This window comes from Streptomyces sp. NPDC031111, from assembly GCF_055570675.1.
In genome coordinates, this window is sequence record NZ_JBVIGS010000020.1 from 14,865 (window position 1) to 36,425 (window position 21,561).

Annotated in this window: 21 protein-coding genes; 10 read left to right on the top strand and 11 right to left on the bottom strand. The window is 71.2% G+C overall.

Going from position 1 to position 21,561, the window contains the following annotated elements; translation table 11 throughout:
- Positions 1-207 precede the first annotated feature (207 nt).
- Entirely contained in the window at positions 208-2,061 is a 1,854-nt protein-coding gene (locus ACZ470_RS32345) for a streptophobe family protein (protein WP_468433003.1), read from the top strand.
- Between the two features lie 94 nt (positions 2,062-2,155).
- A complete protein-coding gene (gene serB, locus ACZ470_RS32350) occupies positions 2,156-3,364 on the top strand; it encodes a phosphoserine phosphatase SerB (RefSeq protein ID WP_468433005.1) in 1,209 nt (402 codons plus the stop codon).
- Positions 3,365-3,449: 85 nt separating this feature from the next.
- Here serB and ACZ470_RS32355 read toward each other — a convergent pair whose 3' ends face one another.
- From ACZ470_RS32355 to ACZ470_RS32370, 4 genes are all read right to left on the bottom strand, one after another.
- Entirely contained in the window at positions 3,450-3,968 is a 519-nt protein-coding gene (locus tag ACZ470_RS32355) for a SixA phosphatase family protein (protein ID WP_468433006.1), read from the bottom strand.
- Between the two features lie 87 nt (positions 3,969-4,055).
- On the bottom strand, positions 4,056-4,262 hold the full coding sequence (locus ACZ470_RS32360) for a hypothetical protein (protein WP_468433007.1): 207 nt from the start codon (positions 4,260-4,262) through the stop codon (positions 4,056-4,058).
- 181 nt (positions 4,263-4,443) lie between these two features.
- Complete coding sequence (locus ACZ470_RS32365) at positions 4,444-4,560, bottom strand: SGM_5486 family transporter-associated protein (protein ID WP_107061254.1); 117 nt, start codon at positions 4,558-4,560, stop codon at positions 4,444-4,446.
- Positions 4,561-4,930: 370 nt separating this feature from the next.
- Positions 4,931-6,241, bottom strand: coding sequence for a CynX/NimT family MFS transporter (locus ACZ470_RS32370; RefSeq protein WP_468433009.1), 1,311 nt, complete (start codon positions 6,239-6,241; stop codon positions 4,931-4,933).
- A gap of 70 nt (positions 6,242-6,311) precedes the next feature.
- Here ACZ470_RS32370 and ACZ470_RS32375 point away from each other — a divergent pair, with 70 nt between their 5' ends.
- On the top strand, positions 6,312-7,004 hold the full coding sequence (locus ACZ470_RS32375) for a FadR/GntR family transcriptional regulator (RefSeq protein WP_468433011.1): 693 nt from the start codon (positions 6,312-6,314) through the stop codon (positions 7,002-7,004).
- Here ACZ470_RS32375 and ACZ470_RS32380 read toward each other — a convergent pair.
- From ACZ470_RS32380 to fabG, 3 genes are all read right to left on the bottom strand, one after another.
- Positions 6,982-7,335 (bottom strand): hypothetical protein, encoded by a 354-nt coding sequence (locus ACZ470_RS32380; RefSeq protein ID WP_468433013.1) that lies wholly within the window; start codon positions 7,333-7,335, stop codon positions 6,982-6,984. The genes ACZ470_RS32375 and ACZ470_RS32380 overlap by 23 nt on opposite strands.
- A gap of 162 nt (positions 7,336-7,497) precedes the next feature.
- Positions 7,498-8,265: an enoyl-ACP reductase FabI gene (fabI, locus tag ACZ470_RS32385; RefSeq protein WP_468433014.1), complete on the bottom strand. Its 768-nt coding sequence runs from the start codon at positions 8,263-8,265 to the stop codon at positions 7,498-7,500.
- Positions 8,266-8,270: 5 nt separating this feature from the next.
- A complete protein-coding gene (gene fabG, locus ACZ470_RS32390; RefSeq protein WP_468433016.1) occupies positions 8,271-8,975 on the bottom strand; it encodes a 3-oxoacyl-[acyl-carrier-protein] reductase in 705 nt (234 codons plus the stop codon).
- A gap of 266 nt (positions 8,976-9,241) precedes the next feature.
- Here fabG and ACZ470_RS32395 point away from each other — a divergent pair, with 266 nt between their 5' ends.
- The 3 genes from ACZ470_RS32395 to tyrS all read left to right on the top strand — a co-directional run bounded on the left by ACZ470_RS32395 (position 9,242) and on the right by tyrS (position 13,491).
- Positions 9,242-10,765 carry a TldD/PmbA family protein gene (locus tag ACZ470_RS32395; protein WP_468433018.1) on the top strand — a complete coding sequence of 508 codons (1,524 nt, stop codon included), beginning with the start codon at positions 9,242-9,244 and terminating at the stop codon, positions 10,763-10,765.
- Complete coding sequence (locus ACZ470_RS32400; protein ID WP_468433019.1) at positions 10,762-12,156, top strand: metallopeptidase TldD-related protein; 1,395 nt, start codon at positions 10,762-10,764, stop codon at positions 12,154-12,156. The genes ACZ470_RS32395 and ACZ470_RS32400 overlap by 4 nt, the downstream gene beginning before the upstream one ends.
- A gap of 66 nt (positions 12,157-12,222) precedes the next feature.
- Positions 12,223-13,491: a tyrosine--tRNA ligase gene (gene tyrS / locus ACZ470_RS32405; protein ID WP_468433020.1), complete on the top strand. Its 1,269-nt coding sequence runs from the start codon at positions 12,223-12,225 to the stop codon at positions 13,489-13,491.
- Between the two features lie 84 nt (positions 13,492-13,575).
- Here tyrS and ACZ470_RS32410 read toward each other — a convergent pair whose 3' ends face one another.
- Positions 13,576-13,854, bottom strand: coding sequence for a GlsB/YeaQ/YmgE family stress response membrane protein (locus tag ACZ470_RS32410; protein ID WP_468433022.1), 279 nt, complete (start codon positions 13,852-13,854; stop codon positions 13,576-13,578).
- Positions 13,855-14,098: 244 nt separating this feature from the next.
- Here ACZ470_RS32410 and ACZ470_RS32415 point away from each other — a divergent pair, with 244 nt between their 5' ends.
- On the top strand, positions 14,099-14,497 hold the full coding sequence (locus ACZ470_RS32415) for a DUF3099 domain-containing protein (RefSeq protein ID WP_468433026.1): 399 nt from the start codon (positions 14,099-14,101) through the stop codon (positions 14,495-14,497).
- Positions 14,498-14,723: 226 nt separating this feature from the next.
- Complete coding sequence (locus ACZ470_RS32420) at positions 14,724-14,945, top strand: hypothetical protein (RefSeq protein WP_468433198.1); 222 nt, start codon at positions 14,724-14,726, stop codon at positions 14,943-14,945.
- Positions 14,946-15,036: 91 nt separating this feature from the next.
- Here the strand turns inward: ACZ470_RS32420 and moaA are convergent, their stop codons facing one another.
- The 3 genes from moaA to ACZ470_RS32435 form a co-directional block, all read right to left on the bottom strand.
- Positions 15,037-16,026, bottom strand: a complete 990-nt coding sequence (moaA, locus tag ACZ470_RS32425) for a GTP 3',8-cyclase MoaA (protein ID WP_468433029.1) — start codon at positions 16,024-16,026, stop codon at positions 15,037-15,039.
- 158 nt (positions 16,027-16,184) lie between these two features.
- Complete coding sequence (locus ACZ470_RS32430) at positions 16,185-17,813, bottom strand: solute symporter family protein (protein WP_468433031.1); 1,629 nt, start codon at positions 17,811-17,813, stop codon at positions 16,185-16,187.
- Positions 17,810-18,166 (bottom strand): DUF485 domain-containing protein, encoded by a 357-nt coding sequence (locus ACZ470_RS32435; RefSeq protein WP_468433032.1) that lies wholly within the window; start codon positions 18,164-18,166, stop codon positions 17,810-17,812. Before ACZ470_RS32435 ends, ACZ470_RS32430 begins: the two co-directional genes overlap by 4 nt.
- Positions 18,167-18,434: 268 nt before the next feature.
- Here ACZ470_RS32435 and ACZ470_RS32440 point away from each other — a divergent pair, with 268 nt between their 5' ends.
- Together ACZ470_RS32440 and ACZ470_RS32445 are read left to right on the top strand one after the other, a co-directional pair.
- Positions 18,435-19,964 carry a S8 family serine peptidase gene (locus ACZ470_RS32440; protein WP_468433034.1) on the top strand — a complete coding sequence of 510 codons (1,530 nt, stop codon included), beginning with the start codon at positions 18,435-18,437 and terminating at the stop codon, positions 19,962-19,964.
- Positions 19,965-20,020: 56 nt separating this feature from the next.
- Entirely contained in the window at positions 20,021-21,553 is a 1,533-nt protein-coding gene (locus tag ACZ470_RS32445) for a S8 family peptidase (RefSeq protein ID WP_468433036.1), read from the top strand.
- Positions 21,554-21,561: the final 8 nt, after the last annotated feature.

The following is a 21,561-nucleotide window of genomic DNA, read 5'->3' on the forward strand; positions in this document are numbered from 1 at the left end:
ATCGCAGGGAGTCTAGGGATGTCGAACATCGGGGGGAACTATTTCAGGCTCGGCCCTCTGACCGAAAGTCGGGCCTTGTCACGAGCGCGCACCAAGGTGTTCACCGTCTTTCACTGACGGGGGTTGAAATCGGCCCGGAGAGTGGTAAACCACGCGAGGGGGACACGTGCGGTTCGTCCCGCCGCGCAGCGGATCGGGGGGTCTGCCATGAGTGGTGCCACGGGCGTTGGTCCCGCGGAACGGGGTGCGCGCGTGCCCTGGGTCGATGTGGTGATGTCCGCGGTCGCCGCGGTGAGCTGGGCGCTGATCGGGATGGCGGGGACCGCCGCGCTCGGGCTGCGACTGCTCGACGCTGACGCCGCCGGTTCGCTGGGGCCCATGACCGCCGCGGTGGTGGCCCTGGGGGCGGGGGGTTCGGTCACTCCGTCCGGTGATGTGTCCGCGTTCGGGCTGTCGGGCGCGGAGGCCGGGACGGCGGTGGAGATCACGCCACTGGGTGTGGGTCTGGTGGGTGCGCTGCTGCTGTCGTACTTCTTCCTGCGGTCCTTGCGGGCGGCGGGAGTTGTGGTGTCCGTCGGTGAACTCCTCGCGCGGGCGGGCGCGGTGGTCGCGCTGTTCGTGGCGATGACGGGCGGGCTGGTGTGGGCGGGGCACGACGTCGTCACCATCGACGGGGGCGCGCTGGGGCTGGACGATCTGCCCGGCGGGGGTGGTGGCGGGGTCGAGATTCCAGGGCTGGGCGACATCGGTGACATCGAAGGGCTGCTGCCGGACCGGATCGGTGATCTCGTCGACGCGGAGGCGGCGGTGGGGTTCACCGTCGACACGGTGCCGACCCTGCTGGGTGGCCTCGGCTGGTCGGCCGGGGTCCTGCTCGTCGCGCTGCTGGCGTCCCGCCGCACTCCCCTGCCGCGTGGGTGGGACGCGGTGCACCGGGTCGTACGGCCGGTGGTGTCGGCCCTCGTCACGGTGCTGCTGGTGGCGGTGGCGGCGGGGCTCGCGGCGGCGGGCTACGCGGCGACCGGCGACGATCATCCCCGGCGGATCGCGGGCGCGGCCCTGCTGGGCGCGCCGAACGGGGTGTGGCTCGGGATACCGCTCGGACTGTTCGTGCCGTGGGACGGGCGGGCGAGCGGGGCGTTGCTCGGGGTGCTGCCGCACCCGGTGGACGACCTCCTCCGGGTCGGCTCGGACCGGCCCGTCACGCTGGGGCGGCTGGCGGAGCTGGACGGGCGGGTGTGGCTGCTGGCGGTGGCCGCCGCGCTGATGATGCTGCTGGCGGGGGTGCTCACGGGAGTGCGGACGCCGGTGGGGGGCGGGGTGGATCGCGGAGCGGCCGGCTTCGCGGGGCGGTGTGCGCTGCGGCTGGGCGTGGCCACGGCGCTGACCCTGCCGTTGCTGGCCTGGCTGACCGAGGTGTCCGTGAACGCCTCGCTCTCGGTGCTGGGCTTCGACGCGTTCGGTGCGGGTGTCGAGCTGCGCGGCGACCTCGGCATGGCGGTGCTGCTGGGCGCGGTGTGGGGCGCGGGCGCGGGTGCCGCGGGGGCGCTGCTGGCGTGGGTGAGCGGTGCGGCGGGGGTGCGCGCGGCGCCGCTGGCACGGGGTGACACGGGGGCGGCCGCATGGCGGTCGGCGGAGGGCGCCGGGGGTGCGGAGGGGGTAGGGGGTGCGGACGGTGTGAGGGGCGCCGGGCCGTACGGGCCCCGGGCTTCCTACCGGCCGCCGAACCCGGACACCAATCCGTATCTGCGGGTGGGACCGGAGTCGCGTGGGGAGCAGGAGCCGTGGAAACGCGGAGGGCGGGGACAGCAGGGACCTCGGGGGCCGGAGGACGCGGTGCCGTCGCCGGGTGGTGCGCCGGGGGCCGGTGACCCGCAGGCGCCCGTCGACCCCGACGGGTCCGACGACGTCTACGGGGCGCCCACGGTGATCGGGCCGATCGAGCCGCCCCGGCGGGGGTCCGGGCCATCGGGCCGGGACCGGTCGCCGTTGTGGCCGGAGGAACCGCCGCCTCCGCCGCCGCCCCCTCCGCCGGCTCCCCGGAGGCCGGACGATTCGTAAGGTCCGGGACATCCCGGCGACGCCCAGTTTTCGCTGTCCGGCAGGCGGACCTCGGAGGCGGGAGGCACTGGGTGCCGGATACGGTGGAAGCACCATGGACGCATCGCAGACCACCGACGTTCCCACTCTCCTTGTCAAGATCTTCGGCAAGGACAGGCCGGGCATCACGGCCGGCCTCTTCGACACCCTCGCCGCCTACTCGGTCGACGTGGTCGACATCGAGCAGGTCGTCACCCGCGGCCGCATCGTGCTCTGCGCGCTCGTGACCGAGCCGCCCAAGGGCCTGGAGGGCGATCTCCGGGCGACCGTCCACAGCTGGGCGGAGTCGATGAAGATGCAGGCGGAGATCATCTCCGGCATGGGCGACAACCGTCCGCGCGGCCTGGGCCGGTCCCTGGTCACCGTGCTGGGCCACCCCCTCACCTCCGAGGCGACGGCGGCCATAGCGGCCCGGATCACCGGCACCGGCGGCAACATCGACCGCATCTTCCGGCTCGCCAAGTACCCGGTGACGGCCGTGGAGTTCGCGGTGTCCGGCGTGGAGACCGAACCGCTGCGGACCGCGCTGGTGACGGACGCGGCGCGGCTCGGGGTCGACGTCGCCGTGGTCGCGGCGGGGCTGTACCGGCGTGCCCAGCGCCTGGTCGTCATGGACGTGGACTCCACCCTCATCCAGGACGAGGTGATCGAGCTCTTCGCCGCGCACGCCGGCTGCGAGGACAAGGTCGCCGAGGTGACGGCTGCGGCGATGCGCGGGGAGCTGGACTTCGAGCAGTCGCTGCACGCGCGGGTGGCGCTGCTGGAGGGGCTGGACGCCTCCGTGGTGGACAAGGTGCGCAGCGAGGTGCGGCTGACGCCGGGCGCCCGCACCCTGATCCGTACGCTGAAGCGCCTCGGCTACCAAGTGGGCGTGGTCTCGGGTGGGTTCACCCAGGTCACGGATGATCTGAAGGAACGGCTGGGGCTGGACTTCGCCCAGGCCAACACCCTGGAGATCGTCGACGGGAAGCTGACGGGCCGGGTCACCGGCGAGATAGTGGACCGGGCGGGCAAGGCCCGGCTGCTGCGCCGGTTCGCGGCCGAGGCGGGCGTGCCGCTGTCGCAGACCGTGGCGATCGGTGACGGTGCGAACGATCTGGACATGCTGAACGCGGCGGGGCTGGGCGTGGCCTTCAACGCCAAGCCGGTGGTGCGCGAGGCGGCGCACACCGCGGTGAACTTCCCCTTCCTGGACACGGTGCTGTATCTGCTCGGCGTCACGCGCGAGGAGGTCGAGGCGGCGGACACGCTGGACGTGGGCTGAGCCGCCCGGGAATGGAACGGGGCACGGAGACGGACGGGCCCGGCACCGACGGACGTCGGATGCCGGGCCCCTGCCGTGCCGGGTGTCACTCGGTCGGCGCCCAGTAGTCGACCAGCGTGCCGACGCCGGGCTCGAGGGCCTTCCAGGAGCCGCTGAAGGACAGCACGGCGAAGGCGGCGGCCGGGTAGCCGCGCCGGCTCATGCGCTCGCGGGCGTCGCCCTCCGCCGCGCCGGCCAGGATGTCGGCGAGCCCCTGGACACCGGGGTTGTGGCCGACCAGGAGGACGTTCTGCGCGTCGTCGGGGGTTTCGTTGAGCAGGGCGATCAGCTCGCCGGGCGAGGCCTCGTAGATCCGCTCCTCGTAGACGGTCTTCGGTCGCTGCGGGAACTCCTGGACCGCGAGCTTCCAGGTCTCGCGGGTCCGGACCGCGGTGGAGCACAGGGCCAGGTCGAAGGCGATGCCGGTGTCGGCGAGCTTGCGTCCGGCCACGGCGGCATCCATTCGGCCCCGCTCGGCGAGGGGGCGTTCGTGGTCGGACACCGGAGGCCAGTCGGCTTTCGCATGCCGGAAAAGGACAATCCTGCGGGGTTCTGCGACGCTCATGAGACCCAGCTTCGCATGAAACAGGCCACGGGGCGCAGGGAGTTGACCGGGGGCTCCGGGGATGTTCGGCGGGGCCTCCGGGGACGGTCAGCGGGCTATGAGCTGCTGCGCACGCTCGACGAGCTGGGTGAGCGCGGGCTCACCGGCGGTCGCGTGGGCCTCGGAGGGGTTGAGGATCAGGGTGAGCAGCGCGACGAAGGCGAGGGTGGGCAGGGCGAGGGCCCACCACGGCAGCCGGGTGTCGACGCCGCCCCGGGGGGCCGGGTGGGGCCGGGTGTGGGTGCGCGCCGACATGGGAGCCTCCGCTCTTCGGATCGTCCGTGGGCCGCGTCTCGCGGTCACATCTCGAAGGTACGGATTCTTCGGCTCTCAACCCATCCGGTGATCCACCTACTTGACCCTGAGCCTTACCCCCTAGGGGATGGTGGTGCCAGCACCACCATGGTGTGCGGGCGGGGTCGTGTGGGCGCCGCCGTCAGGGGGCGAGGATCGTCGCGATCACGCCGATGACGATGAAGATGGCGAAGAACGCGCCGAAGACGAGCAGCATCTTCTTCTGGCCGTTCTGGGGGTTCGGGTCGAGGACTGGCATGCGGCAAGTCTCGCACCACCTCGCCATGCGGCGGGCTTCGGGGTCGTACGGTGCGGTGCGCCCGCTGGCGGTTGTTCGGGGGCCCCGTGTTGGTGCGGGGCCGGGGGTGTCGCCCTGCCGGCGCTTGCGGGGTGTCGTCGGGCCCGCCCGTGCCGCCCTGGGGGCACCTCCCAGGCCCTTGAGGCACTGGGGGAGGCACGACTGCCCGCGGAGAGCGCCGGGCTGCTGCCCGCGGAGGACGGCACCGCGAGTGCCGGTCGGGCGGGGGTGGGTCGCGCGGCCCGGCGCTTGCGGGGTGCCGTCGCGCCCACCCGTGCCGCCCCAGCGGCACGACTGCCCGCGACTGACGCGGCAGGCGGCTGCCCGCGGATCACGTGGCTTCGTCTTCTACCGTGCGGGGGCGGCCGGCCAGGGTGCCTACGATTATTTGGGGGATCATCAGGGTGGCCATCAGTGCTATCGGGAGTCCCCAGCCGCCGCTGTGCTGGTAGAGGACGCCCACCAGGAGTGGGCCGGGGATGGAGATCAGATAGCCCGTGCTCTGCGCGAAGGCGGACAGCTGGGCCACGCCCGCGCCGGTCCTGGCCCGCATCCCGACCATGGTGAGCGCCAGCGGGAACGCGCAGTTCGCGACGCCGAGCAGCACCGCCCAGACCCAGGCACCGGCGGCCGGCGCGAGGTACAGGCCCGCGTATCCGACGAGGCCGCTGATCCCCAGTGCCAGCACGATCGGACCCTGGTGGGGCAGCCTGGTGGCGAGGCGCGGGATGACGAAGGCCAGCGGCACGCCCATCACCATGGTGACCGCGAGGAGCAGCCCGGCCGTGCCGGCGGGTACGCCCGCGTCCCGGAAGATCTGCGCCATCCAGCCCATGGTGATGTAGGCGGCGGTGGCCTGGAGCCCGAAGAAGACGGCCAGGGCCCAGGCGGTGCGGCTGCGGGTGATGCGCAGCGCGGGCGCCTCGGCGGGAGCGGCGGCCCGCTCGTTCCGTACCTCCCGCGCTGCCCCGTCCCGTTCCCGCCCCCGTACGAAGGGGATCCACGGCAGTACGGCGGTGGCCGCCAGCGCCGCCCACACGGCGAGGCCGGACTGCCAGTTCCCGCCCATGGCGTCGGTCAGCGGCACGGTGACCGCCGCCGCCGTGGCGGTGCCCAGGGCGAGGGCCATGGAGTAGAGGCCGGTCATGGAGCCGACCCGGTCGGGGAACCAGCGCTTGACGATGACCGGCATCAGGACGTTGCTGACGGCGATGCCCATCAGCGCGAGGGCGCTGGTGGCCAGGAACGCCGCCGTGCCGCCCACGTACGGACGTATCAGCAGGCCGGCGCCGATGGCGACCATGCCTGCGCACACCACCGCGCCCGCGCCGAAGCGGCGGGCCAGGCGCGGCGCGGTGACGCCGAAGACGGCGAAGCAGAGCGGGGGCACGGAGGTGAGCAGTCCGGCCACGCTGCCGCTCATGCCGAGTCCGTCGCGGACCTCCTCCAGCAGCGCGCCCAGGCTGGTGATGGCGGGGCGGAGGTTCAGCGCGGCCAGCACGATGCCGACGACGAGCAGCCTCGTCCGCCACGCGTGGGCGGCGCGGTCCCCCGGGATTTTCCGGGCTCCGGGCGTGGCCGACGTGCGTACGGTCGTGGACGTGATCGTCCGGGTTTCCTCGCTAGCCATGAGGCCCATCATAGAATCATGGGATGATTGGTTGTCCATGCCGAGGCCGTACGGTGACGGCCCTGCCGTGCGAAGGTGTGTCATGCCACTGAGCCATCCCCGCCGTTCGGCCCTCTCCGAGCAGGTCATCGCCGCCCTGCGGGCCCAGATCACCTCGGGCGAGTGGCCGGTCGGTGCCCGCATCCCCACCGAGCCGGAGCTGGTCGAGCAGCTCGGTGTGGCCCGCAACACGGTCCGCGAGGCCGTCCGCGCGCTGGCGCACAACGGGCTGCTGGACATCCGCCAGGGCTCGGGCACGTACGTGGTGGCCACGAGCGAGCTGGCGGGCGTGATGCACCGCCGCTTCGCCGACGCCGATCCCCGGCACATCGCCGAGCTGCGGTCGACCCTGGAGTCGGCGGCGGCGCGGCTGGCCGCCGAGCGGCGTTCGGAGAAGGACCTGAAGCAGCTCGACGCGCTGCTGCTGCGCCGTGAGGAGGCCTGGGAGTCGGGTGAGGCGGAGGCGTTCGTCGCGGCGGACGCGACGTTCCACCTGGCCGTCGTGGCCGCCTCGCACAACGACGTGATGACCGCGATGTACGCGGATCTGAGCGAGGTCCTGCGGGACTGGCTCCGCGACGACGTGGGCGAGGAGCTGACGCCGGAGACGCACATGGACCACGGGCGGCTGGTGGACGCGATCCGCGCGGGCGACGCGGCGACGGCGGCCGAGGAGGCCGCCGCCTATCCGTTCGTGTGCCGTCCGGGGCGGTTCAGTCCGCCCTCCGGTGGCTGACCCACGCCGACTCGACCTCGCTCCAGCAGCGTCCGGTCAGTTTCACGGTCTGCGCGGGCCAGGCGGCCACGGGGGCGCCGTCGGTGTCGAGGTCCCACCAGTGGACGCACTCGACGTGCAGGGCGACCCGGTCGATGGCCGGATAGGGGTTGTGGCAGTGGGCGGTCACACGGGAGCCGTCGACGCTGATCCCGCACGCGGCGCCGAACAGATCACCGGGCCCGGCTTCGCCGGGGTGCACGCGTGCGTGCGCCATCGCCTCGTACGGAAGGGCCAGTACGAGGGCGAGGGAGAGGACAGCGGTCGCGGGTGCCAGGCGGGACAAGCGCACAAGGGAACCTCCTCGGCCGTGCTGGGGAGGGGGAACACGCGGTGGACGCGTACTCCACGGTGCCCCGCCGGCCCCGCGCCCCGCGCGCGTTGCTGAGCCGGTCGGGTGACACGCGAAGGGCCCGCACCCCTTTCCGGGACGCGGGCCCTCGCAGGGCGTCCGTCAGGCGCCGATGGCGTGCAGACCGCCGTCGACGTGGACGATCTCGCCCGTGGTCTTGGGGAACCAGTCGCTCAGCAGGGCGACGACACCGCGGCCGGCCGGCTCCGGGTCCTTCAGGTCCCACTCCAGCGGGGAGCGGCTGTCCCACACGGACGCCAGCTCGCCGAAGCCCGGGATGGACTTGGCGGCCATCGAGCCGATCGGGCCCGCGGAGATCAGGTTGCAGCGGATGTTCTGCTTGCCCAGGTCACGCGCCATGTAGCGGCTGGTGGCCTCCAGGGCGGCCTTGGCGGGGCCCATCCAGTCGTACTGCGGCCAGGCGTACTGCGCGTCGAAGGTGAGGCCGACGACCGAGCCGCCGTTCTGCATCAGCGGCAGGCAGGCCATGGTCAGCGACTTCAGGGAGTACGCCGAGACGTGCATGGCGGTGGCGACCGACTCGAACGGCGTGTTGAGGAAGTTGCCGCCGAGCGCGTCCTGCGGCGCGAAGCCGATGGAGTGCACGACACCGTCGAGGCCGCCCAGCTCCTCGCCGACGACGTCGGCCAGGCGCGCCAGGTGCTCGTCGTTGGTGACGTCGAGCTCGATGACCTTGGTGGGCTTGGGGAGCTTCTTGGCGATGCGCTCGGTCAGCGTGGGCCGCGGGAACGCGGTCAGGATGATCTCGGCGCCCTGCTCCTGGGCCAGCTTGGCGGTGTGGAAGGCGATGGAGGACTCCATCAGCACACCGGTGATCAGGACGCGCTTGCCCTCGAGGATTCCGCTCATTGGTTTCAGTGCCCCATTCCCAGTCCGCCGTCAACGGGAATGACGGCTCCAGTGATGTACGACGCGTCGTCCGAGGCGAGGAACCGCACCGCCGCGGCGATCTCCTCCGGCTTCGCGTACCGGCCGAGCGGCACCTGCGACACGATGCCCTTCCGCTGGTCCTCGGTGAGCACCTTGGTCATGTCGGTGTCGACGAAGCCGGGCGCGACGACGTTGAAGGTGATGTTGCGCGAGCCCAGCTCACGGGCGAGGGAGCGCGCGAAGCCGACCAGGCCGGCCTTGGAGGCGGCGTAGTTCGCCTGCCCCGCGGAGCCGAGCAGCCCCACGACCGAGGAGATCAGCACGACACGGCCCTTCTTGGCGCGCAGCATGCCGCGGTTGGCGCGCTTGACGACCCGGAAGGTGCCGGTGAGGTTGGTGTCGACGACCGAGGTGAAGTCCTCCTCGGACATCCGCATCAGGAGCTGGTCCTTGGTGACGCCGGCGTTGGCCACGAGCACCTCGACGGTGCCGTGCGCCTCCTCGATCTCCTTGTAGGCCTGCTCCACCTGCTCCGGGTCGGTGATGTCGCACCTGACGGCGAGGAAGCCGGCCGGCGGCTCCCCCGAGCGGTATGTGACGGCGACCTTGTCGCCGGCGTCGGCGAACGCACGGGCGATGGCGAGGCCGATGCCCCGGTTGCCTCCGGTGACGAGAACCGAGCGGCTCAACGGATCACCCTTTCGATAGCGGTCTGGTTCACCCGCCCGGACACCTGGATGACAGGCGGCTTCCCCGAAAACCTATCGGTCCCGGTACCGCTCGGGACATTCGGGCACCGACAGTGGCCGAGGGGCCGCTCTGTCGGGTCCCTACAGAAAGCACCGGGCTCCCGTCGGAAACATGTGGTCCGGCACCGGCCGACGCGACATGATGCGCAACGACGACGGTGCAGTACCGAAAACCGAACAGCGAATGCCGACAGGAAGAGACGTAGGTGCCTCATAGCATTGACGAAGCCTTCACGGCCCTGCCCCTGCGCGCCCTCGCCGACGCCGCGCTCGCGCGGGCACGGGCGCTCGGGGCGGAGCACGCGGACTTCCGCCTGGAGCGGGTGCGCAACGCGTCCTGGCGGTTCCGGGACGCGAAGCCGGCCGGGTCGTCGGACACCACCGACCTGGGATACGCGGTGCGCGTGGTGCACGGCGGGACCTGGGGGTTCGCGTCCGGGGTGGATCTGACCCTCGACGCCGCCGCCAAGGTCGCCTCGCAGGCCGTGGCGATGGCGAAGCTGTCCGCGCAGGTGATCCGGGCGGCCGGGTCGGACGAGAGGGTGGAGCTGGCCGACGAGCCGGTGCACTCCGAGAAGACGTGGGTCTCGTCGTACGAGATCGATCCGTTCGCCGTGCCCGACGAGGAGAAGGCCGGGCTGCTGGCCGAGTGGAGCGCGCGGCTGCTGGCGGCGAACGGGGTGGACCATGTCGACGCCTCGCTGCTCACCGTGCACGAGAACAAGTTCTACGCCGACACGGCCGGGACCACGACCACCCAGCAGCGGGTCCGGCTGCACCCCGTCTTCACGGCCGTGTCCGTCGACGACTCCAGCGGTGAGTTCGACTCCATGCGCACCATCGCACCGCCCGTCGGGCGTGGCTGGGAGTACCTGAAGGGCACCGGCTGGGACTGGGACGACGAGCTGGCGCGGATCCCGGAGCTGCTCGCCGAGAAGATGCGGGCGCCGAGCGTGGAGCCGGGGTTGTACGACCTGGTGGTGGACCCGTCCAACCTGTGGCTGACCATCCACGAGTCCATCGGGCACGCCACCGAGCTGGACCGGGCGCTCGGCTACGAGGCGGCCTACGCCGGCACCTCGTTCGCCACCTTCGACCTGCTGGGCAAGCTGAAGTACGGCTCCGAGCTGATGAACGTCACCGGTGACCGCACCGCCGAGCACGGACTGGCGACCGTCGGCTACGACGACGAGGGCGTCGAGGCGCAGTCCTGGGACCTGGTGAAGGACGGCACGCTGGTCGGCTACCAGCTGGACCGGCGGATCGCGAAGCTGACCGGGTTCGAGCGCTCCAACGGGTGCGCGTTCGCGGACTCCCCCGGCCATGTGCCGGTGCAGCGCATGGCCAATGTGTCGCTGCGGCCGGACCCGGCCGGGATGTCGACGGAGGATCTGATCGGGGGTGTGGACCGGGGCATCTACGTCGTCGGCGACCGGTCCTGGTCGATCGACATGCAGCGGTACAACTTCCAGTTCACCGGGCAGCGCTTCTACCGGATCGAGAACGGGCGGCTGGCGGGCCAGCTGCGGGATGTCGCGTACCAGGCGACGACCACCGACTTCTGGGGGTCCATGGCGGCGGTCGGCGGTCCGCAGACGTATGTCCTGGGCGGCGCCTTCAACTGCGGCAAGGCCCAGCCGGGGCAGGTCGCGGCGGTCTCGCACGGCTGCCCGTCCGCCCTCTTCAAGGGAGTCAACATTCTTAACACCACGCAGGAGGCCGGACGATGAGCGCGGATACGAACAAGCCGCACGAGATCGTCGAGCGCGCCCTCGAACTGTCCCGGGCCGACGGCTGTGTCGTGATCGCCGACGAGCACTCGACCGCCAATCTGCGCTGGGCGGGCAACGCGCTCACCACGAACGGTGTCACGCGCGGGCGCACGCTCACCGTGATCTCCACGGTGGACGGCGCGCAGGGCACGGCCTCCGGGGTGGTGTCCCGGTCCGCGGTGACCGTGGACGAGCTGGAGCCGCTGGTGCGGGCCGCCGAGGCCGCCGCGCGGGGCGCGGGCCCGGCGGAGGACGCGCAGCCGCTGGTCACGGGGGTGGATCCCTCCCCCGAGTTCACCGAGGCGCCCGCCGAGACCTCCTCCGCCGTGTTCGCCGACTTCGCCCCGGCGCTGGGCGAGGCGTTCGCACGCGCGCGGGCCGGCGGGCGGGAGCTGTACGGCTTCGCCAACCACGAGCTGGTCTCCAGCTATCTCGGCACGTCGACGGGGCTGCGGCTGCGGCACGACCAGCCGAACGGCACGCTGGAGCTGAACGCCAAGTCCCCGGACCGTACGCGGTCGGCGTGGGCGGGGCGCTCCACGCGGGACTTCAAGGACGTCGACCCGGCGGCGCTCGACGCCGAGCTGGCCGTACGGCTGGGCTGGGCCGAGCGGCGGCTCGAGCTGCCCGCGGGCCGGTACGAGACGCTGCTGCCGCCGACCGCCGTCGCGGATCTGCTGATCTACCAGCTGTGGTCGGCGTCGGGCCGGGACGCGGCGGAGGGCCGCACGGTGTTCTCCAGGCCGGGCGGCGGCACCCGGGTCGGCGAGAAGCTGACCGAGCTGCCGCTGACCCTGCGCAGCGACCCGAACGAGCCGGGTCTGGAGTCGGCGCCGTTCGTGATCGCGCACTCCTCAGGGGGTGACCAGTCGGTGTTCGACAACGGGCTGCCGCTGACGGCCACGGAGTGGGTCCGCGAGGGCGAGCTGGAGCATCTGACCACGAGCCGGCACAGCGCGGGGCTGACCGGGCTGCCCGTGGCGCCCGCCATCGACAACCTGATCCTGGACGGGGGCGAGGACCGCTCGCTGGAGGAGATGGTCGCGGCCACCGAGCGCGGGCTGTTGCTGACCTGCCTGTGGTACATCCGCGAGGTCGACCCGGCGACGCTGCTGCTCACGGGGCTGACCCGGGACGGCGTCTATCTCGTGGAGAACGGCGAGGTCACCGGCGAGGTCAACAACTTCCGGTTCAACGAGTCGCCGGTGGACCTGCTGGGCAGGGCGGCGGAGGCGGGCCGTACGGAGAAGACGCTGCCCAGGGAGTGGGGCGACTGGTTCACCCGGGCCGCGATGCCCGCGCTGCGCGTCCCCGATTTCAATATGAGCTCTGTCAGCCAGGGCGTATAACCTCGTAGGCGTTCGCAATCGGCCGTCACCCGACCGGCCGAAGATCATCAAGGAGACACGAGAACCGTGACGGACATCGTCGACGAGCTGAAGTGGCGCGGGCTGTTCGCCCAGTCCACTGACGAGGACGCTTTGCGCAAGGCGCTCGCGGACGGTCCCGTCACGTTCTATTGCGGTTTCGACCCGACCGCGCCGTCGTTGCACGTGGGGCATCTGGTGCAGGTGCTCACCGTGCGCCGGCTCCAGCAGGCCGGGCACCGGCCGCTGGCGCTGGTCGGCGGGGCCACGGGCCAGATCGGCGACCCGCGCCCGACCGCGGAGCGCACGCTGAACTCGCCGGAGACCGTCGCGGGCTGGGTCGAGCGGCTGCGTGGCCAGATCGAGCCGTTCCTGTCCTTCGAGGGCGAGAACGCGGCCGTGATGGTCAACAACCTCGACTGGACGCAGAACCTCTCCGCGATCGAGTTCCTGCGGGACATCGGCAAGCACTTCCGTGTCAACAAGATGCTGACGAAGGACTCCGTCGCCCGGCGCCTTGAGTCCTCCGAGGGGATCAGCTACACGGAGTTCAGCTACCAGCTGCTCCAGGCCATGGACTTCCTCCAGCTGTTCCGGAGGTACGGCTGCACGCTCCAGCAGGGCGGCAGCGACCAGTGGGGCAACCTCACGGCGGGCCTGGACCTGCTGCACCGGCTGGAGCCGGACGCCACGGTCCACGCCTTCGCCACTCCGCTGATGACGAAGGCGGACGGCACCAAGTTCGGCAAGACCGAGGGTGGCGCCGTCTGGCTGGACCCGGAGATGACGACGCCGTACGCGTTCTACCAGTTCTGGCTGAACGTGGACGACCGGGACATCTCCGGCTACATGCGGATCCTGTCCTTCAGGTCCCGGGAGGAGCTGGAGGAGCTGGAGCGGCAGACCGCCGAGCGGCCGCAGGCCCGGGCCGCGCAGCGGGCGCTGGCGGAGGAGCTGACGACGCTGGTGCACGGCGCCGACCAGACGGCCGCCGTGATCGCCGCCTCCAAGGCCCTCTTCGGCCAGGGCGAGCTGGCGGAGCTGGACGACCGGACGCTGGCGGCGGCGCTCTCCGAGGTGCCGCACGTCAAGGTGGCCGAGCTCGGCCCGGTGGTCGACCTGTTCGCCGAGGTCGGTCTGGTGCCGAGCAAGTCCGCCGCGCGGCGCACGGTGAAGGAGGGCGGCGCCTACGTGAACAACGCCAAGGTCACCGCCGAGGACGCCGTCCCCGCCACGGAGGACCTGCTGCACGGGCGCTGGCTGGTGCTGCGCCGGGGCAAGAAGAACCTGGCGGCGGTGGAGGTCACGGCCGACTGAGCCGACGGCTCGCGGAGGGGCGGTTTCCGGCGGGCGCCGGGGGCCGCCCCGTCGTCCTCTTCGCCGTCGGGCGACGGAGGCGGGTCAGACCCGCTCCTGCTTCCTGCGCTTCATCGTGTTGTACAGCATGTCCACGAAGAAGACGATCACGATCGCCGCGATCAGCTGGAAGATGTGCCGGCCCCAGTCGATGCCCCGGGTCTCCTCGATGCCGAAGCCCCGCGCGATGGCGTTGCCCGCGATCGCGCCGATCATGCCGCAGATGGTGGCCAGCCACAGCGGGATGTGCTGTTTGCCGGGGATCACCGCCTTGGCGATCAGACCGAGCACGAAACCCACGATGATCGCCCACAACCAGCCCATGGATGCCTCCTCGTACGGCTTGACGCGAGCATTACGGCCAGTGTCGGCCGAGAGACGGTACGCCGCATGTCGGGCATGCCGTACGCGCTACGGCGCAGGCCGTGCGCCGCGGGGCGGGGCGACCCACTCTCGTGACCCGCGGGGGCGCGGCGTAACGTGGACCTGTTGGGGCCCTGTGTCACGGACCGGGGCGCCGGACGGTCGGACACGGGGAAGCTCCTATGCGGGCGGATGGTGGAATGTGATGCGGAAGCAGCATGGCGGCGGCAGCGTCCAGGTGTTCCGGATCACCGGAGCCCGGACCGGTCTCCAGGAGGACGTACGCGCGCGACAGCGCCGGTATGTGATCTCGATGGCCGTCCGTACGATCTCGGTCATCCTCGCGGCGACCCTCTGGAACGTGGAGCGGCACGTCGCGATCGTGGCGCTCGTGCTCGGGGCGGTCCTGCCGTACATAGCGGTGGTGATCGCCAACGCGGGGCGCGAGAACGCGCCGTCGCTGCCGTCGACCTTCGTGACGACGCCGATGAGGCCGATGATCGCGCCTCCCGGGACGAATGACGGTTCCACGGAATCCGATACGGAAGATGTGGCGTCACCGTCGGCGCAGGGCGCACGAACGGAGCGGCCCGAGCGGCCGTGATGATCGGGATGTGGGGGGGAAACAGCTCGAAGCGGAAGGCACTTCCCCGCCAAGCTCAAGAAAAGCTCAGATCAATCATGTTGTTCCGGTGCCGGGGGCGGGGTGACCCGTGACATACTTCGTACGCGCTCCGCATCCCCCGTCGGAGCGACGGACCGACGCCGGGCAGCTCCCCCCGTGGCTGCTCGGCGTCGCCTTTTTGGGGCGGGTTAGGGTCGGGGGTGTGATGCTCCCCGATCCCGAGACGCCGATCTGTTCCGCCAAGGGCTGCCGTGACGCTGCCGCTTGGGTGCTGGCGTGGAACAACCCGAAGGTTCATACGCCTGAGCGGCGGAAGACGTGGCTTGCCTGTGAGGCGCACCGGGAGCATTTGTCCCAGTTCCTGGGGGTTCGGGGGTTCTTGAAGGAGGTTGTCCTGCTGGAGGAGTGGGAAGCGCGGGGGGTTTGACCCGGGGGTCGTTTGCGGCTGCGGGTCCGTTGTGGCTTGTCGCGCAGTTCCCCGCGCCCCTGGGGGGCTGCAGTCGGCCCCTGCCTGACAGCTAGCCTCCGATGGCGGACATGGGGCGGTCGGGCTGGACGAACGTTGGGTCGTCCAGGCCCGCGCCTGCCTTCTTGCCCCACATGGCGAGCTTCCAGATGCGGGCTATCTCCTCGTCGGGGGCGCCGGAGCGGAGGGTCGCGCGGAGGTCGGTCTCCTCGGTGGCGAACAGGCAGGTGCGGATCTGTCCGTCGGCGGTGAGGCGGGTGCGGTCGCAGGCGGCGCAGAAGGGGCGGGTGACGGAGGCTATGACGCCGACGCGGTGCGGGCCGCCGTCGACCAGCCAGCGCTCGGCCGGTGCGGAGCCGCGGGCCTCGTCGCCCTCGGGGGTCAGCTCGAAGCGGGTGCGCAGGGAGGCGAGGATGTCTCCGGCGGTGATCATGCCCTCGCGCTTCCAGCCGTGCTGGGCGTCGAGGGGCATCTGCTCGATGAAGCGCAGCTCGTAGTCGTGCTCCACGGCCCAGGCGAGCAGGTCGGGGGCCTCGTCCTCGTTGAGCCCCGGCATCAGGACCGAGTTGACCTTCACGGGGGTCAGGCCGGCCTCGCGGGCCGCGTACAGGCCGTCGAGGACGTCCTGGTGGCGGTCGCGGCGGGTGAGGGTCTTGAAGACGTCCGGGCGGAGCGTGTCCAGCGAGACGTTGACCCGGTCCAGGCCCGCCTCCTTCAGCGCGGTCGCGGTGCGCCGCAGACCGATGCCATTGGTGGTCAGCGACATCTGCGGGCGGGGTTCCAGGGCCGCGACGCGCTCGACGATGCCGACCAGTCCGGGGCGGAGCAGGGGTTCGCCGCCGGTGAAGCGGACCTCCTCGATGCCGAGGGAGGTGACGGCGATGTCGACCAGGCGGACGATCTCGTCGTCGGTGAGCAGGTCCGGCTTGGCCAGCCACTGCAAGCCCTCCTCGGGCATGCAGTAGGTGCAGCGCAGATTGCACCGGTCCGTCAGCGAGACCCTCAGATCGGTGGCCACTCGGCCGTAGGTGTCGATGAGCACGTGGCCCCTCCCTCGACGCGGATCACTCGTGCCCGGCTACTGCGAGCCTACGTGACGCCACCGACAACCCACACGGGCCCGATGGGACGAGATGACGTACGGCCGCGTCGTAGGGACCTACAGGGGGTCCCGTACGACGCGGCCGCGCGGGGTGTGGATCAGTGGGCGCCGGTGCCGGTCAGGGACCGGACCTCCAGCTCCGCGTACTTCTTGGCGTCCGGCTCCTCCTTCGACAGGACGGTGCCGAGCCAGCCCATCAGGAAGCCGAACGGGATGGAGATGATGCCCGGGTTCTTCAGCGGGAACCAGGCGAAGTCGACGTCCGGGAACATCGCCTTCGGGTCGCCGGAGACCACGGGCGAGAACAGCACCAGGCCGACGGCGACGATCAGGCCGCCGTAGATCGACCACAGGGCGCCCTGGGTGGTGAACCGCTTCCAGAACAGGCTGTAGAGGATGGTCGGCAGGTTGGCGGACGCGGCGACCGCGAAGGCCAGTGCGACCAGGCCGGCCACGTTCAGGTCGCGGGCGAGGGCGCCGAGCGCGATGGAGACGATGCCGATGAGGACGGTCGCCCAGCGGGCCGCCTTCATCTCCTCCTTCTCCGTGGCCTGCCCCTTGCGGATGACGTTGGCGTAGATGTCGTGCGCGAAGGACGACGACGAGGCCAGGGTGAGGCCGGCGACCACGGCGAGGATCGTCGCGAAGGCGACCGCCGAGATGGTGGCGAGCAGGATCGCGCCCCAGGCCGAGTCGACGCCGCCCAGGTGCAGGGCGAGCAGCGGGGCGGCGGTGTTGCCTGACGGGTTGGAGGCGATGATCTCGTCCTGGGAGATCAGCGCGGCGGCGCCGAAGCCGAGAGCGATGGTCATCAGGTAGAAGCCGCCGATGATGCCGATGGCCCAGTTCACGGACTTACGGGCGGCCTTGGCGTTGGGCACCGTGTAGAAGCGGATCAGGATGTGCGGCAGACCGGCGGTGCCGAGCACCAGGGCGATGCCGAGGGAGATGAAGTCCAGCTTGGTGGTGCCGTCGGCGCCGTACTGGAGGCCGGGCTCCAGGAAGGCGTCGCCCTTGCCGCTGTTCTCCGCGGCGCTGCCCAGCAGGTCGGAGATGTTGAAGTTGAACTTCAGCAGCACCAGGAACGTGATGAGGATCGTGCCGCCGATGAGCAGGACGGCCTTGACCATCTGGACCCAGGTGGTGCCCTTCATGCCGCCGATGGAGACGTACACGATCATCAGGACGCCGACGAGGGCGACGATGAGGATCTTGCCCGCGTCGGAGGTGATGCCGAGGAGCAGCGAGACGAGGACGCCCGCGCCCGCCATCTGGGCCAGCAGGTAGAAGATCGACACGACGATGGTGGAGGTGCCCGCGGCGGTGCGCACGGGGCGCTGGCGCATGCGGTAGGCGAGGACGTCGCCCATCGTGTAGCGGCCGGAGTTCCGCAGCGGCTCGGCGACCAGGAGGAGCGCCACCAGCCAGGCGACCAGGAAGCCGATGGAGTACAGGAAGCCGTCGTAGCCGAAGAGGGCGATGGCGCCCGCGATGCCGAGGAAGGACGCGGCCGACATGTAGTCGCCGGAGACCGCGAGTCCGTTCTGGAAGGCGCTGAACTGGCGTCCGCCCGCGTAGAAGTCGGCGGCGTCCTTGGTCTGCCGGCCCGCCCAGATGGTGATGCCGAGAGTCGCGACGACGAACAGCGCGAACAGGGTGATGATCAGCGCGCGGTGTTCGCTCGCCTCGTTCGCGGCGAGGGTCACATGGGTGATCGCGGGGCTCATGCGCCGCCCTCCATACGGGTCTTGATGGCCTCGGCCTTGGGGTCGAGCTTGGCGGCGGCGTGCCGCGAGTACCACCAGGCGATGAGGAACGTGGTGACGAACTGGAGTACGCCGAAGACGAAGGCGACGTTGATGTTGCCGAACAGCTTGGCGCCCATGAAGTCGCCCGCGTAGTTGGAGAGCAGGACGTACAGCAGGTACCAGGCGATGAAGGCGACGGTCAGCGGGAAGGCGAAGGAGCGGTAGGAGCGGCGCAGTTCACCGAACTCAGCGCTCTCCTGCACCTCGGTGAACTCCTCGGGGGTGGGGAGTTTGTGTTGTTCTGTCGAGGGGGGCGGTGCTTCGGCGGCCACGGAGTCTCCTCGCGGTGCGGTTCTGGTCGGACGGGGACGAAAGGCGAGTGTCCTCGCGCTTCCTGCCCAAGGGCACGGCGCCACGCGAGGACCGGTTCAACTCTCGGCCCTTCTTTTCCCCAGCCGTTTTCCGGAGACGTTTGCGGCGAAACATTGCTGGCCAGCGAGAGCGCGGGATAGCTTCACCCTGCACCACCCCGTCATGTACCTGCCCGAGCACCACCCTGTGCCTCGGGCCGGTTTCGTTTCCGGATGATGTGGAGACCCCATGGCTCATCTGCGTTCCAGACGCCGGCTGGCCCTCGCCGTGCCCGTCGTGCTGTCCCTGACCGCCTCGCTCGGCTTCCTTCCGGCGGCGGCCTCGGCGGCCCCGCGGACCGTGTCGGCCGAGCAGGCGACGGACGCGCCCGCCCTGGCGTATGTCGTCAACACCAAGGCGGACCGTCGCACCATCGCGTCGGTGAAACGGGCGATCGCCGCGGCCGGCGGGCAGGTCGTCGTCACGTACGAGAAGATCGGCGTGATCGTCGTCCACTCGGCCAACCCGGACTTCGGCAAGGAGATACGCGAGGCCCGCGGGGTCCAGTCGGCCGGTGCCACCCGCACCGCCCCGCTGACCGCGGCCGGGACGACGGACGAGGGCGCCGCCGACTACGTCACGGCCGCCGAGGCCGCGAGGACGCGGGCCGCCTCCGCGGACACCCCCGGCAGCGAACCGCTCGAGGCCGACCAGTGGGACCTGCGGGCGATCGGCGCCGACAAGGCCGCGAAGATCAACCCGGGCAGCGGCAAGGTGACCGTCGCCGTGATCGACACCGGCGTCGACGACACCCACCCGGACCTCGCCCCGAACTTCTCCGCCTCCCAGTCGGCCAACTGCGTCGGCGGCAAGGCGGACACCAGCGAGGGCGCCTGGCGGCCGTACACGGCCGACGACTACCACGGCACCCATGTGGCCGGTGAGATCGCCGCGGCCCGCAACGGCATCGGAGTCGCCGGTGTCGCGCCCGGCGTCAAGGTGGCCGGTATCAAGGTCAGCGACCCGGACAACGGCCTCTTCTACCCGGAGAACGTCGTCTGCGCGTTCGTGTTCGCCGCCGACCACGGCGTGGAGATCACGAACAACAGCTACTACGTGGACCCGTGGCTGTACAACTGCATGGACGACCCGGACCAGAAGGCGATCGTCGACGCGGTCAACCGGGCCCAGCTGTACGCGCAGAAGAAGGGCACGCTGCACCTCGCCTCGGCCGGCAACTCCAACCACGACCTGGCCTCCGACGCGATCGTCGACGACTCCAGCCCGGACGACTCCACGCCGGTGACGCGGACCATCGACCCGAGCGAGTGCTTCGACGTGCCGACCCAGCTGCCGGGCATCGTCACGGTCAGCGCGACGGGCGTCCAGAACCTGAAGTCGTACTACTCCACGTACGGCAAGGGTGTCGTCGACGTCGCCGCGCCGGGCGGTGACCGCCGCTACCAGCTGCCGGACACGCCGTCGAAGGACGGCCGCATCCTCTCCACCATGCCGAACGGCGAGTACGCCTGGCTCCAGGGCACCTCGATGGCCTCCCCGCACGCCGCCGGTGTCGCCGCGCTGCTGAAGTCCAAGCACCCGTGGGCCACGCCCGCCCAGCTTCAGGCACTGCTGAAGGCGCAGGCGAACAACCCGGGCTGCCCGGAGTCCTACGACCAGGACGGCGACGGCGTCCAGGACGCGACCTGCGAGGGCGGCAGCCGGGTCAACGGCTTCTACGGCTTCGGCATCGTCGACGCGCTGCGCGCCGTCAAGTGAGCGCCTCCGCCCCGCACTTCCCGTCCGCCCGCAAACGTGAACGAACTGGAGACTCCATGACAGCGTCCCACCCGCGTCACCGCCGCGCGCTCGTCATCCCGGCCGGAATGGCCATGGCGACGGCCCTCGCGTTCCTGCCGAACACCGCGGCCACGGCCGCCCCGGCCGACGCGGCGCAGCCCGCCGCCACCGCCGAGGCGACCTCGCTCAGCTATGTGGTCAACGTCAAGGGCGGCCACGGCACGTCGGCGCATGTGAAGAAGGCGATCGGCAAGGCCGGCGGCACCGTGGTGGCGGCGTACGACAAGATCGGCGTCATCGTCGTCCACTCGTCGAACGCGGACTTCGCGAAGACCATCCGCACGGTCCGCGGGGTGCAGTCGGCCGGTGCCACCCGCACCGCGCCGCTGCCGTCGGCGGCCACGACGGACATGGGCACCCCGAAGGCGCTCAGCGCCGCCGAGATCGCCCGGGCCGAGTCCGCGGCGGCCGAGGGGCAGGACCCGCTCCAGGGCCTCCAGTGGGACCTGCCCGCCATCAAGGCGGACAAGGCGCACGAGAAGTCGCTGGGCAGCTCGAAGGTGACCGTCGCCGTCATCGACACCGGTGTGGACGACACCCACCCGGACATCGCGCCCAACTTCGACCGGGCCGCGTCGGTCAACTGTGTGTCGGGCAAGCCGGACAACAGCGACGGCGCCTGGCGCCCGGGCGCGGGCGAGAGCCCGCACGGCACGCATGTCGCCGGTGAGATCGCCGCCGCGAAGAACGGTGTCGGCATGACCGGTGTCGCGCCCGGCGTGAAGGTCTCGGGCATCAAGGTGTCCAACCCGGACGGCTTCTTCTACACCGAGGCCGTGGTGTGCGGCTTCATGTGGGCGGCCGAGCACGGGGTCGACGTCACCAACAACAGCTATTACACCGACCCCTGGTACTTCAACTGCAAGAACGACCCGGACCAGAAGGCGCTCGTCGAGGCCGTCACCCGGGCGTCGCAGTACGCGGAGCGCAAGGGCGCGGTGAACGTCGCCGCGGCCGGCAACGAGAACTACGACCTCGCGGCCGACGAGATCACCGACCCGGTCTCCCCGAACGACTCCACGCCGTCGGACCGGGTGATCGACCCGTCCGAGTGCTACGACATCCCGACCCAGCTGCCGGGTGTCGTGACGGTCGCGGCGACCGGCGCCAAGGGGCTGAAGTCGTCGTTCTCCAACTACGGCCGGGGTGTCGTCGACATCGCCGCGCCCGGCGGTGACTCGACGGCGTACCAGACGCCGGAGCCGCCCGCCACCAGCGGTCTGATCCTGGGCACGCTGCCCGGCGGGTCGTGGGGCTACATGGCGGGTACGTCGATGGCGTCCCCGCATGTCGCGGGCGTCGCCGCGCTGATCAAGTCGACGCACCCGCACGCCTCGCCGGCGCTGGTGAAGGCCCTGCTGTACGCGGAGGCCGACGCCACCGCGTGCACGGACCCGTACGACATCAACGGCGACGGCAAGGTCGACGCGGTGTGCGAGGGCCCGAAGAACCGCAACGGCTTCTACGGCTGGGGCATGACCGACGCGCTGGACGCGGTGACGCGGTAGTCCGCGGG

Coding starts and splice junctions, on each gene's coding strand:
- ACZ470_RS32420 (WP_468433198.1), top strand. CDS start 14,724: ATGCTCCCCGATCCCGAGACGCCGATCTGTTCCGCCAAGGGCTGCCGT.
- ACZ470_RS32400 (WP_468433019.1), top strand. CDS start 10,762: ATGAGCGCGGATACGAACAAGCCGCACGAGATCGTCGAGCGCGCCCTC.
- serB (WP_468433005.1), top strand. CDS start 2,156: ATGGACGCATCGCAGACCACCGACGTTCCCACTCTCCTTGTCAAGATC.
- ACZ470_RS32355 (WP_468433006.1), bottom strand. CDS start 3,968: ATGAGCGTCGCAGAACCCCGCAGGATTGTCCTTTTCCGGCATGCGAAA.
- fabI (WP_468433014.1), bottom strand. CDS start 8,265: ATGAGCGGAATCCTCGAGGGCAAGCGCGTCCTGATCACCGGTGTGCTG.
- ACZ470_RS32365 (WP_107061254.1), bottom strand. CDS start 4,560: ATGCCAGTCCTCGACCCGAACCCCCAGAACGGCCAGAAGAAGATGCTG.
- ACZ470_RS32345 (WP_468433003.1), top strand. CDS start 208: ATGAGTGGTGCCACGGGCGTTGGTCCCGCGGAACGGGGTGCGCGCGTG.
- ACZ470_RS32360 (WP_468433007.1), bottom strand. CDS start 4,262: ATGTCGGCGCGCACCCACACCCGGCCCCACCCGGCCCCCCGGGGCGGC.
- ACZ470_RS32445 (WP_468433036.1), top strand. CDS start 20,021: ATGACAGCGTCCCACCCGCGTCACCGCCGCGCGCTCGTCATCCCGGCC.
- ACZ470_RS32430 (WP_468433031.1), bottom strand. CDS start 17,813: ATGAGCCCCGCGATCACCCATGTGACCCTCGCCGCGAACGAGGCGAGC.
- ACZ470_RS32415 (WP_468433026.1), top strand. CDS start 14,099: ATGCGGAAGCAGCATGGCGGCGGCAGCGTCCAGGTGTTCCGGATCACC.
- ACZ470_RS32440 (WP_468433034.1), top strand. CDS start 18,435: ATGGCTCATCTGCGTTCCAGACGCCGGCTGGCCCTCGCCGTGCCCGTC.
- ACZ470_RS32375 (WP_468433011.1), top strand. CDS start 6,312: ATGCCACTGAGCCATCCCCGCCGTTCGGCCCTCTCCGAGCAGGTCATC.
- ACZ470_RS32370 (WP_468433009.1), bottom strand. CDS start 6,241: ATGATGGGCCTCATGGCTAGCGAGGAAACCCGGACGATCACGTCCACG.
- ACZ470_RS32410 (WP_468433022.1), bottom strand. CDS start 13,854: ATGGGCTGGTTGTGGGCGATCATCGTGGGTTTCGTGCTCGGTCTGATC.